Here is a 12181-nt window from a genome sequence, read left to right as displayed (position 1 = left end):
TACATCAATGCTTGGTTTTTGGCATAATAGACAAAATCCCTGCTAAAATCCCCGCATCACCCTCTAATAGACATTTTTCCTGCTAACAGACAAGAGAAATAATACAGAGCAATGTGGGGGTTATTCTTAGGTTCAGTTAAGCATAATCTTGCAAGAAACTCTCAATAAACTTCTGCTTTCTTTGCTTGGTTGGTCCTTGATGACAACGTAAAGATTGTTTAAGATGACTAAATAACCCTTCTAGTTTGTTGGTTGTGTTTGGGGTAAGGTTATGGGCTGTTTGGTTTTGTAGGTAAACAAACAAGTAAGGCAGATTTCTTTTTAGACTGTGATAACCACTTCTTAGTCTTTTGTGAGTATACCAACTTTTACCCTCGTCATTGGTGGTGCGTTCATCAAGATAGTCTTTATGCTTGTCATGCCATTCATCTAGGGCTTTACCAAAGCACTGCTGATTACTGGTAATTAAGCTCTTAGCTAAGAGTAAGAGCTCTTGACTTGCTTTGTGTTTGGGGCTTTTGGTTAAATAACGCCGAACAATGGCAATTTGATGAAAGTGGCACATTTGTGTGGGTATGTCTCCAAAGCCACCTAATAAACCCCATCTGCCATCACAGGTAATGCCATGCAAGGCAAACTTATCTTTTATGGCATAAACACCCATGCGGTATCAATCATTGGTTTCATACTTAACAAAGGCATAATGTAAGACCCTACCTGACACATTATCCATAAACACCATGATACCAAAGTCTCTACCAAAGTAAGTGGTGTCCATGATAAGACCAATAGGGCTGTTTTGATTGTTTGTAATGACAGCTTTGACAACACTCACCTTATCAAGCCGTCTTTGTATGGTTCTCACTGATAAGTTGTACTTAATGGCAAGTTGTTTGTAGGTTTGTTTGCCTTGGGTGTATTCTTGCCAAAGCTTATCATTGCTGATGTAAGTTTTATCAAGAAAATACCTAAAACAATCCTTGCACCATCTTTCTTGTTTACCCTGCTTTTTGCCATTTTTCTTGGTGTTTACAGAGCCACAGTGGGGACATACTTTTTAACTTTCATAAAAAACCCATTCAAAGCTATATGGTATCAGACTTCAAATGGGGTGGGAGCAGGATTTTTGTCTATTAGACCTGGTTTTTTTAGGACGATTAACACGCACTTCACTGACATCCACAATGACAATGTCATCTTTGGTGGGGGTTTGTGTGGCAATAGCAAAGCCTTGCTTACTAAGCACAGTTTCAATCCAATGGCTTTTACGGATAAGGGTGCTTTCATGGATGCCAAAGTCAGCGACTATCTGCTCATAGGTGCGATATTCTTTAAAATACTGCAAGGTTGCCATTAACAAATTGGGCATGCCAATTTTGAGTTTTCTACCGCCTTTTTGATGGACAGTCGCTTGTGCTTGCTCTAAACAAGCAAGCATGTTGTTAAAGACTTCTTGCTCAACACCAATTAAGCGTTTAAACTTTTCATCAGATAAGTGTGTGGATGCTTCATAGTTCATTGGGGTGTTTTAGTATAGGAGGGGTTTTGCAGGAGGTCTACTTAAAACATGAAAATAATGACGCTTTTTTATAAATACATCATTTCGTTATCGTACAGTTATGAGTGCACTTATTTTAAAACCAACCCAACTATCCAATCATCACCCCATCGTCGGTATGATAACGTCTGATGGGCGTGTCATAAAGTGTGGCGAGTACTGTCTCATTCATTACCATGTCTGGCACGCCCTGAGTGACAAGCTCGCCTGCTTTTAAGGCAATAATCTCATCACTGTATCGGTAAGCATAGGTTAAATTATGTAAAACCACCACGAGACTTTTTTGTTCTTGTTTTACTAGGTTTCTTAAATATACAAACAATGCCCGCTCATGCTTGATATCTAAATGATTAGTAGGTTCGTCAAGAAGTAAAATTTGTGTGTCTTGCATCAACGCTCGTACAATCGCAACACGTTGACGTTCTCCCCCAGACAAGCTCGTGATGCGTTTATGGGCAAAAGTGTCAAGTTCAAAACTACTTAGGAGTGCCAATGCTTTTTTAGTATCATTTTGGTTTGGTTGCTGATACCATGCTAGTTGGGGTGCAACACCAAGCAAGGCATATTCCAATGTCGTCAAAGGTAACTCAAAATATTCATGCTGCCCTACCAAAGCAATTTGACCTTCTTTAATCACGCTGTCAATCGGACGGTTTTGACACAAAATTTTTCCACTTAATGTAGCACTGTCCGTCTGTCCCAATAAAGCACTTAACAGCGTAGATTTTCCCGCCCCATTTGCTCCAATTAGACTGACCAATTTACCTTGTGGAACCACAAGATTTGGAATGTTAAGTAAAGTTTTTTGAGCGGTTTTGATTGTCAAATTTTGCAGGGTAAAAAGTTCAGCCACGATTGCCTCTTTGATTGGTTTTGATGAAAATCCATATAAAGAACGGTGAGCCAATGAGTGCTAACACAATACCGACAGGCACATCAACAGGATAAGTCAAGAAACGTGCAACCGTATCAATAATAAGCATTGCTACTGCCCCTAGTACTCCAGAGCCTATCATGAGTCGTGTGCGAGATCCGCCCCATGCATAGGCCAGCAAATTTGGAATCATCATGCCAATAAATCCAATCACACCCGCTAATGCCACCGCCGAAGCAGTTAAAAGTGCTGCACCAATGACCGTCAAAAGGCGAATCTTACCAACATCTTGCCCCATAGAAATGGCGGTTTTTTCACCGAGCATTAAAATATCTAGCTTGCGTCCCATTGGTAATAAAATCACAAGTCCAAAACCGATTGCAACAAGCACATAGGAAAATGGCACAAAGCCCGCCTCCGCCATAGATCCAGACAGCCAATTAGTCGCCGACCGCAAAGTCAAATCATCCGACATGAACAAAACCAAACTGACCAATGCTCCACAAAATGCACTCATCACAAATCCCAAAATGAGCAACCCTACCTGACCACCACCAAACAGGCGATAAAATAATAAAATCAGCCCACAAACACTCATCGCTCCCAAAAAGGCAAAAAGCGATACACCAATACCTGCCAAATCAAGACCCAGAAAAGACATCTCACCAAGACCCAACGACAAGACAAATACCACACCCAACGCTGCACCACCAGAAGTGCCAATCAAGCTAGGGTCGGCTAAGGGATTTTGGAATAAAGCTTGTAATGCCGAACCACCCACCGATAAGCACAAGCCCACCAATAAGGCGGTCAAAATACGTGGGTAGCGAATCTGCCAAGCAATCTCATCCATTCGCAAGGGATTCTCCCAAGTGCCAAACCCCACCCCTAATGCCAAAAATATCACCAGTCCAATCAGTAAAACACCAATACTGACATGCACCAAAGAGATTAGGGGTGATTTGTTAAAAAACTTTGTCATCGTTATTAGCTTATCAAGCCGATCATTTCGCTAAAGCATGCAGTTTGCTCACGATTTCTGGACTATCAAGTCCATATCTTAAAAAGTCATTAGCAGGCCAATAATATACTTTACCTTTTTTGGCGGCAGGGTTTGCTGAAATCTCTGGGCGTTTGATAAATTCACTGATCGTTCCAAGCGTGGCTTGGTTGTGCTTAGCGATAATGATGACATCGGCTTTGGCGGCGAGCCAACCTTCACGAGAAAGTGGCTTTAATCCTTGAATGTTTACTGCGTTCACACCACCTGCTCGTTTAATCAGTTCATCGCCCACCGTGCCTTTACCTGCTACAATACGTCCGTCGTAACTCAACAAATAGCGAACCTTTGTTGGTTTTTTGGTAGCCATACCCTGTTGCCATCTGCTTGATAATTTTTTTGCTTGTTGCTCTTTACCTAAATATTGACCGATTGTGGTGATCGCTTTGATATAATCCGTCGCACTCTCGGTAGGGGCAACATTAACCGCCTTGATCTTTAAACTGTTTAAGCGTTTATATAAAGTAGGTGGTTGCACCATATAACTACCAAGAACCAGATCAGGTTTTAAGGCAACAATCGGTTCAGGTGTCAGATTTCTATGTGTTCCGATAGATTTGGCATGAGCTAAGGCAGGATTTCTGTTCGTATTGTCTCGTCCCACCACTTTTTTGGCATCACCCAATGCAGTAACAATATCGCCCACATCACCACTTAATACCACGATACGCTCATAAGCATTGGCAAGGGTAGTAGTAAAAACTACCCCAACCAACAAACTCTTTACAAATAATTTCATAGCATTTCTCCTCAAAATAGAATATTCTGTTTGTACCAAGCTTAGTTTTTGTACAACCCTTGATTAAAGCAAAGAACAATCCATCATAATAAACTGGTCATTTAGCTTAAATGATAAGTTAAGTATTAATATGCAAATTCTGCTACCAGTGCTTCGGCAAAAACTTGCCAATTAGGATCTTGTTTTTGTCCTTCGGTACGTTCGCCAAAAATGGTAATGATGCTATTACCATGCTTATCAAAACCCTCTAAGGCAATCGTATAACCGTCCGAATGTGGGCGTCTGATCCACCATACACTTTCAATCATCTCATCATTGAGATGCAATGTAAATTGACTGTATTTTTGATCCATGATATTCAGCCAATGCCCTATTTTTTTGATATTCTTGATCGTACCTGCATAAATTTGCACCATACCAGTATTGCCCACAAAAATCATCAACGGTAACGCCTGTTCGCTCGCACGACTCAACAAAGACTCTAAAACTTTTGGATTTAGGCGTTTGGTGTAGTTTGAAGGAGCGTTTACATAGCTACTTTGGCGATCTAATTGATACGTGGATAAAATTTTATAAAATTGATGAATGTCAGTCATCGCCAACCAATCATGGTGAAAGTCTGCTTTTTGATTCTCATCAAGATGTTTGACCTGCCAATTACCTTGTATTTCAGGGTATAAAACCTCTATTGATGTCTTTTGAACCGTTTTAGCAAAATCGGCGGTCAGGGTTTGCCAAAGGGTGATTTTTTCATCAGTGATGGGATTTAAAAACACCTTATCTACCGCTTGCCCAAATTCATCAAAAAACGCAATTTGATAGCTGGGTTTATCGTCGGTAGCCACAATAGCAAGCATAAACTTAAAATGATTTAAAAACACTCGCAAATCTAAACCGCCTTGATTCAACGCCATTCCCATCGTTTGTCCAAGTTCCAAACCTAAAAACTGTCCTGTTTTTTCATGAACAGCAAATTCATTGCGGACAATATTTTCCACTTGACCCAATTCATGTAATCGCAACAGCATGGGACGGCAATCGCTCCCAAGATAAACGCTGTTTGGTGATGACAACAGCAATTCAAACTCACTCACACCTAGCAGTTTTGCCCCTTCAGTAGGGAAAAGCATGGGCGTGTCAGCTTTTTTGGCTTGATAAGTTTGCCAAAGCGTGGTATTTTTTTGAAAAGGCTCCAAAGTGATGCTTGCCACTTTTGGGGCGGTGCTGTTTAATAAAAATTTGTCGGTTTTCATCAGGTTCTCCTAGCGTTGGATAAATCCAAGGTTTAACTTTTAAGAATGAATGATAACTCACTCTCATGACTTGCTTAAAGGTAAATCTCTATTAATATCTTGACATTAATCCTCTCTTTACTTAGCGATGGCTTTTTAAATCAAATCGCACAGGAATTATAAAACTCCTGCTAGACGCTCCTCTCATAATTTCATCAGGCGGTGCAGGCAAAGGGGAAGCTCTTTGTGCAGTGGCTATTGCCTCCTTATCCAGAATGCTTTTTCCACTGCTTTTGGCAACACTTGCCGATAACACACGCCCTGTCTTGTCAATGGTAATTTTGAGCGTGGGTTTTCCACTCCATTTTTTAGAAAGTGCCTCTTCTGGATAATCAAGATTTTTTTCAATTTTGACTCGCACTTTGGCAGCCCAACTTTGTTCTAGAGCATTTGACTTGGCCTGATTGGTATTATCACTTGATGATCCTGTATTACTGTGATTGTTTTTGCCACTTCCAACATGACTACTTGATATTTTGGAGCTGTCTGCTTGATTATCCTTTTCACTGCTTTGATTACCAACACCTTGCTTGGCATTATCACTCTGTTTATTGTCATCTTTGGCATTGTCCTGTTCGGCGTTTGTCGTTTTTTGTTCTGGTTGGTTGGTTGGTTGTTCTTCTGAAAAAGAATCATGAGCTTGTATCGTCCATGTATTTTTTGCCTGGTCTGGTGTTTGATTGCCTGTGATTGGGGTTGTCTCTATTTTTGTTTTGGGTGCTGGCTTGGTTTTTTGAACCGATTGTTTGATTGGTTGTTCAACCGATTTTTTTATCGGTTTCTTTATTAAAACTGATGTCTGTTCAGGTTTTGGGTCAGATTTGGGTGGATTGGCATTATCCAATCTGGTTTGATTTGTCGGTGTTGCAGGCGTGGCTAGATTGGCAAGTTCAATCCATTCTACCTGTAAAGGAGTAACCACAGCACTTGGCAACTGTGGCACTTTTGTCCATAAAAGACCCCACACCGCTAAACTATGCCCTGCAACGACTAAGCACCACACTACCCCTTTTTGGGAGTTGGTCAATCCTTTCTCTACCATCAAAACCGATACTCTAAGCCAATTGTCGCTGTTCTACCCCTTGCGTAGTTGGTAAATAAGGTTGGCTCGCCATTGTCGTCAAGTTGGCTGTAATTGCTGTTTTGACTATTTAAAGGATGAATATAAAGTTTATCAAAGACGTTTTCTATTCCTGCTCTCAAAGTTAAATCTTGATTAACTTGATAATGAGCAAACAAATTGGTAATGATTGGATTTTTGGGCATTTTTTGTAGCTGTTCTTCGCCTGTTAAGCTTATATAGTCAGGGTTTAAGCGAGCATTTTTACCATAGTAATTAACCTGTGCTGACAATGATAACTTGTTATTGAACGCACGAGTTCCGACTTCTGCCGTCCAATAATCGGTTGGCAAACGATCTGTACCACCCCCTGTAAAACCAAAGTCATGATGTCCTGAATTCATATTGACAGGTTGGTCAGACTTAGCGTGAGTGTAGGATAAGTTTGCAAAATACCTGCCTGTATCATAATTTGCCATCAATTCCACGCCTTTTGATGTAACAGGTTCTAGAGAGTTAACAGAAATGGGCGCATTAAATCCGACGATATCATCATTAATGTCATTTGTTAGCTTGCCATCGGTTCTAAGGTAGAATGTTTGAGCATGAATATAATCTTTAATTTTGCTATGGAAATAGGTTGCCTTTAACCCAAAAGTATCGCTGTCCGTGAGTATTCCGTGCTTAAAAATATTAAAACCTACTTCTTTGATATCGGCTTTTTCAGGCTTTAAGAATGGATTCATGGATCCGCCACCCTGATTGTTAAAAAACACTTCTTGAATGTTAGGCATACGACTGGTGCGAGCATAGCTCACAAAAGGCATAAACCAATCGGTAACCTGATAGGACAGGGCGATTTTACCATTGACGTCTTTGGAGCGATTGGAAACGACTGCTTCACCGATTGGAAAACAAGGCACCTGCACACCTCCCTCCGTGCCACAAGCAGGCTTAAAGCCTTCAAATTCGGAATCAGCATAGGTCAATGATAAGTCCATTCCAAACCTGCCTTTTTCAAAGGTGTTGTCCATGTATACGCTTTTGATGGTTTGTTTGCCTGTCGGTGAGAAAGGGGTGTAATTGTAACTATCTTCATTGTCAGCAACTGCTGTGCGACTATAATCATTGGTCAAAAAGGACACACCATAACGACTCGTCAACTTACCAAAATTTCCGTCAAAGCGACTGATGTTACTTAGATCAAAATAGTTAGAGCGGTTTTTAGCGACAGCATTTTCAAGTGTTTGATACTTGGCAGTACGGTTCATAGATTGAGTTGTTGCTGTGGTATTAGCCTTAAACGCTAAATCCACAAGACGATTGTCGGGTGTAAAGTAGTAGTCTACGCCATAAGCATTATTATTCAGCTGTCGCCCACCGATGTTGGTGCGATAATCTCGTCCTGACAAGATAAAACTATGCATGTCGCTTGGTTGATATTCCAATTTTGCCAGATAAGATCGTGGTTTTTGCACTTTTGAAATGACATAATCGTTATGGCTAGCAAGTTTACCATCGCCTCGTTTATAATCTGTGGATTTGTTTGCACCACTGGTCGCCAGCATTATGCCAAGCGATCCTCCTGCAGATAATTCGCCTTTTACCGCTCCTGCCAACATTGCATTGTGTCCAAGTTTGTTTGTGCCGTAGGTATATTTGCTCAATACACCCCAGTTTTTATCATCTTGGATAATATCATCAACACCTATTGTTCTAAAATTGACACTACCCATCAAAGCATTGGTGCCGTGCGAGCCACCCTGTCCGCCACGACTGATGTCTGCCCCTACCAAAAAATTGCTGTCAATGACCGCTCCAAAAGTGCTACTGGATGGCGGTGAAGTGTGAAATCCACCTTCACCTTCACTCGTCGCTGTTACTCCAAACAAGGTTTGTGGTACGCCGTCTATCATCGTATTTACTCGTCCAAAGCCTGTCATGCCCCGCACATTGACATTGAGCGTGCCTTGTGGGGTATCCATGCTGGTAAACGCCCCTGCAGTAGATCGCACTACGCTGTCAAGCCCTGTTACCGAACGGTCAATCGTCTCTTTGTCAATACTCGTAATCGCTTGGGAGGTAGTAAAGGGTTTTTTATTGATGGTTTGCTTGGCACTGATGGTAACTTCTTCTAATACCAATTCATTGTCAGCGTACGCAGTTACACAAAAAACTACTGATAGACATAAAGCAAGCTTCGTTTTTTGAAAAACAATGGGAGATGTTGACATTTTAAACTCCTAAATTTAGGTTAGGTTTATTGATTTTTGATTTACCTTAAACCGTGCTTTGGATAGCAAAAAATTGGCTTGACAGGTTTAAGGTAAGTGATTTTTTATTCTAAGGTCTGGCAAGAACTGCATTGCTGCAAGATAAATGCATATGCCATGGCATTATTAGCGACACGACTATTTTGTCCTGTACCACTATGTCCGCCGTCTTTGATGGCAATCAAGTGTAAGCTATGGTTGTTATCAATTTGATACGCCCTAAGCTTGGCAATAAACTTCAAACTGTCCACGAAATTTACTCTTGCATCTTGGCGATGAGCGATGATTAGCATGTTAGGATAATGCTTCACTGTCAAATTGGTATAAGGATTATAATGGGCAATGGTGCGATAATCACTTACCATACTTGGGTCGCCCCACTCTGAATACTGGTCTTCATCGTCTGTTTTGCCTTGATGGTAGTTGGACAAAACATCCAAAAACGGCACTTGCATAACACATGCCTTATAAAGCTCAGGGTGGGTAGTACAGACGTTAGCAACAACAAGACCTCCTGCACTTTCTCCCATTGCAAAGGTATTGGCAGGCGAACCGTAGCCTTGTTGATGTAAGCTTTTAGTAGCGGCAACAAAATCATCAAAACTGTTTTGTTTTTTAGTAAGCTTACCGTCGTTGTGCCACGCCTGTCCAAGCTCGCCTCCACCTCGAATGTGAGCAAACACATAAACAAATCCTCTGTCCAACAAAGAAATATAGCTACTGCCATAAACAGGATCAAGACTAAATCCATACGCTCCATAGCCATAAATCAACAAAGGAGTATCTTTTGTAGGCGTTAAACCTGTTTTGTACACCAAAGTAATGGGGAGTTTTGTACCATCTTTGCTGGCAATCCATAAGCGTTTGGTTTGATAGTCCTTTTGAGTTTGAGCGACATTCACAAATTGGTGATGTAGTAGATCGTAATATCGCACAGTTTTTGGTGTACTCGGTGAAGTGTAGCCCAATCTTAACAGATGGGGATTGGTGTTTGCTTGGATATCAAAGCCACTGGATTTTATCCAAACCATATAAGCTTCGTCGTCAAATTTTACCGATCGCCATACCTGATCACCAGCATAGATTGATCTGTCAAACTGTTGCTCATTTTTATCTTTTTTATCAATGACATGATAGAGCTTGTCAAAACGTAAATCATTGACATTGGCATAAAAAATCTGGTGCACACCCCCTTGCCGCACCTTAACAATCAGATAGTCTCCGACAAAAGCAAAACTCTCCAACGTTGCTCTCTTATTTGGCATAAAAATCGGATTTGGCAGATGCTGATTTTGTCGCCATTTTGTCATATCATCTTGGGTCAAAACGTATAGCGCCGCCCCATTTTGATCACTGAGTTTGAGATAAAATCTACCTTGATAATGCTCTAAGTAATACTCACGATCTTGTTCTATCACTCCAAAGGGTGTAAATTCACCTTGCTGTATCAAATCTTCTGGTTTGGCAAACAAAGTTTGGGCAGTAGTCATGTTACCAAGCGTCAAAAGAACAAACTCATCAGAGCTGGCACTATCCAAAGACAGACCAAGCCGCTGATTTTGTTTATGGTAAATCGGCACATCTTGGCTTTGGGAAGTGCCGAGCTTGTGGCGTAACACTTGATTGTGGTAATCATTCACATACACCAAATACTCATGGTTAAGCCACACCACCTGTCCAGCTGTTTTTGTCAAGCGATCAATGACACGGCCTGTCTTATCCGCAATATCAATAGCGTACACTTCATTACCGATGGTATCATAGCTGATGGCAATGTGAGCGGCATTGGGTGCAGGTTTTATCGTGCCAAGCTGATAAGTGTCGACACCAAGCATTTGTTTTTCGGCATTGGTATCCAAAAGCAGCGTCCAAACATTTTGGTTGTTTTTATTTTGACTTTTGATAAACACTTTGGGGAAAGATGTATTATCTTTTTTAAAAAATATGCCACCATCTAACCAAATTTCATCTGATACACCTACTTTACTTCTCTTCTTGATTTCTTGACTTAGGGTGTTTATGAGTGAGCGGTCAAGATGATGGGCGGTGTGGGCGTTTTCTTGTTCAATAAGTCGGTTTCTTTCATCGCTATCAGCATAAAGCCACGCATAATCATCAACCACAAGCTCACCGTGTACTTGATAAAGCGTGGGATATTTGGCAACATCAGGGGGAGAAATAGGGCTATCACGATGGTCAGACATGCTATGTTGGTTTGTGGAGTTTTTCATCTCATCAGACAGTCCGCCTGCTAAAGCAAATGAGTTAATTGCCAAGCCAAGCATCATCCAAATTGCAAAATACCACTTGTTTTTATTACTTTGTAATGTCATTTTTACTCTTGAATCACCCAAATATAATCAGCGTCTTGACCATCAAATTCACCCATAGATTTACTCATCAATACCACGATGCCTGTCAAGGGTGTTTTGCCATGTTGCAAATCAATCAAGTGCATTGGTATACCCACGCCTTGCTCGGCATGATAATTCCCTGTCAAAAGCAAAGTGGGTTTTGGCGATGATAAGATTTTTTCTGCCATTCGGCGATCTCTAAATTGCTGAATGGTAACCATATTGTCCACGATTTTTTCGTCTGCTTTATCAAGCCCTGCTTTGTCAAAGCCATGTGCTTTTAAAATACGGGTTTTTAATATTGCTTTAATATCATCATTGGTGGAAAGATAGCCTTTTAACGGTTCTGCCCCTTGCATTAGAGTTTTAACTTCAGATTTTGTCAAATTAGTGGCAATCAAAGGATAGCCAAACTCAAACGGCTGTGCCACAATTTGTCCGTACAACGCCCAATCCCATGATTTTTGCCAACCAAGTGCTTTGGGCAATTTTTTAAAGGAAGGTGGATTTTGACGGGCTTTATCAATGGCAACTTGCTGATCGACGGTCAGCATCTCCAAGAGCAAACTGCCTTGTGGTCTTTGTCTATGCAAATCTTGAAGTAGTTGGTCTGCCAAGTGGTGCTGAGACACACTGTCATGGTATTCACCCAAGATAACATAGTCAGCTCCTGCCAGTCGCTGGACAAAAGTAGCATAAGGGATGGGGCGGTTGGCTTTATCAAAGATTTGACCTGTTGTCAAAACCGTTGATGTTTTTGATGAGAGATTTATCAAATCATGCGTGGCATGAGCGTTTGTCAAGCCAAAGCCTGCCCCATACAACGCACAAAATATCAAAAAACACGCCCTAACAAACATAAAACTGCCTTAGCTATAATTAAGATAGGGAATATTACTAAATAATAAAAAAAATGTCAATAATAATAATTATTTTTATTATCGTTTTATATAATAGACCCCCTGCAAAAC

Annotated in this window: 9 protein-coding genes and 1 pseudogene; all 10 read right to left on the bottom strand. The window is 40.9% G+C overall.

The annotated features are described in order from the left end of the window. Nucleotides 1-136: 136 nt before the first annotated feature. Nucleotides 137-1057: pseudogene (locus B5J93_RS14385) on the bottom strand (IS256 family transposase, variant Zn-binding type); the annotation flags it as partial. A 45-nt stretch (nt 1058-1102) separates the two neighbouring features. Further along, a complete protein-coding gene (locus B5J93_RS05690; protein ID WP_079325386.1) occupies nt 1103-1519 on the bottom strand; it encodes a helix-turn-helix domain-containing protein in 417 nt (138 codons plus the stop codon). Nucleotides 1520-1649: 130 nt separating this feature from the next. Beyond that, nucleotides 1650-2411 (bottom strand): ABC transporter ATP-binding protein, encoded by a 762-nt coding sequence (locus tag B5J93_RS05685; RefSeq protein ID WP_079325384.1) that lies wholly within the window; start codon nt 2409-2411, stop codon nt 1650-1652. Next, a complete protein-coding gene (locus B5J93_RS05680) occupies nt 2404-3414 on the bottom strand; it encodes a FecCD family ABC transporter permease (RefSeq protein ID WP_079325382.1) in 1011 nt (336 codons plus the stop codon). The genes B5J93_RS05685 and B5J93_RS05680 overlap by 8 nt, the downstream gene beginning before the upstream one ends. A gap of 22 nt (nt 3415-3436) precedes the next feature. Further along, the gene (locus B5J93_RS05675) at nt 3437-4231 is read right to left on the bottom strand and encodes a heme/hemin ABC transporter substrate-binding protein (protein WP_079325380.1); all 795 of its coding nucleotides are present in this window, start codon (nt 4229-4231) and stop codon (nt 3437-3439) included. Nucleotides 4232-4356: 125 nt separating this feature from the next. Beyond that, nucleotides 4357-5484: a ChuX/HutX family heme-like substrate-binding protein gene (locus B5J93_RS05670; RefSeq protein ID WP_079325378.1), complete on the bottom strand. Its 1128-nt coding sequence runs from the start codon at nt 5482-5484 to the stop codon at nt 4357-4359. 121 nt (nt 5485-5605) lie between these two features. Then, the gene (locus B5J93_RS05665; protein ID WP_167432573.1) at nt 5606-6550 is read right to left on the bottom strand and encodes an energy transducer TonB; all 945 of its coding nucleotides are present in this window, start codon (nt 6548-6550) and stop codon (nt 5606-5608) included. Between the two features lie 14 nt (nt 6551-6564). Next, nucleotides 6565-8817, bottom strand: a complete 2253-nt coding sequence (locus B5J93_RS05660) for a TonB-dependent receptor domain-containing protein (RefSeq protein ID WP_079325374.1) — start codon at nt 8815-8817, stop codon at nt 6565-6567. Between the two features lie 104 nt (nt 8818-8921). Continuing rightward, nucleotides 8922-11189 (bottom strand): prolyl oligopeptidase family serine peptidase, encoded by a 2268-nt coding sequence (locus tag B5J93_RS05655; protein WP_079325372.1) that lies wholly within the window; start codon nt 11187-11189, stop codon nt 8922-8924. A 2-nt stretch (nt 11190-11191) separates the two neighbouring features. After that, on the bottom strand, nt 11192-12070 hold the full coding sequence (locus tag B5J93_RS05650; protein WP_079325370.1) for a ChaN family lipoprotein: 879 nt from the start codon (nt 12068-12070) through the stop codon (nt 11192-11194). Nucleotides 12071-12181 lie beyond the last annotated feature (111 nt).

Source organism: Moraxella equi, assembly GCF_002027555.1.
Classification (GTDB): Bacteria; Pseudomonadota; Gammaproteobacteria; order Pseudomonadales; family Moraxellaceae; genus Moraxella; species Moraxella equi.
This window is presented reverse-complemented; position numbering and strand designations above follow the sequence as displayed.